This window comes from Fontimonas sp. SYSU GA230001, from assembly GCF_040066175.1.
GTDB lineage: Bacteria > Pseudomonadota > Gammaproteobacteria > Nevskiales > Nevskiaceae > Solimonas.
Window position 1 is genome coordinate 1 of record NZ_JBEAAM010000065.1, and the last position, 585, is coordinate 585.

The window sequence follows — 585 nt, forward strand, 5'->3', positions numbered from 1 at the left end:
GGGCTGCACCGAGACGCTGCCCAACGCGCGGATCACCTTCGACAAGTTCCACGTCGTCTGGCATGCCAACGCGGCCGTGGACAAGATGCGGCGCATCGAGCAGCGCACCGACAAGTCCCTCAAGGGGATGCGCTGGTCGCTGCTCAAGGACCGCGCCAGCCTCAGGCCCGAGGCTGCCGCCGATCTGGACGCGCTCATCGCCCGCATGACCACCGTGCGCACCGCGCGCGCCTGGTTCTACAAGGAACGGTTGCGCGAAATCCTCGAGCGCAAGCAGATCAACGTCGTGCGAGACATGCTCAAGCACTGGTGCACCTGCGTCATGCGCTCCAAGGTCGAACCGATGAAGCAGGTTGCCACGCTCGTGCGCCGCCACCTCGATGGCATCGTGGCTTGGGCGCAGACCCGACAGACCAATGGCTTCCTCGAAGCGCTCAACGGCCTGTTCCAGGCCGCCAAGCGCCGCGCGCGCGGCTTCACGCGCTTCGACACGACCAGAACCGTCATCTTCCTGATCGCCGGCAAACTCGACTTCGGCGCGGTCAACCCTCATGCCCGGTAACCCACTCGTTTTTCAACAGAGCC

At 65.1% G+C, this 585-nt stretch carries 1 protein-coding gene; it reads left to right on the forward strand.

What is annotated here, in order from left to right; translation table 11 throughout:
• On the forward strand, positions 1–562 hold a 562-nt coding region (locus AAG565_RS15750), incomplete at its 5' end, for a transposase (RefSeq protein WP_348820595.1).
• Positions 563–585 lie beyond the last annotated feature (23 nt).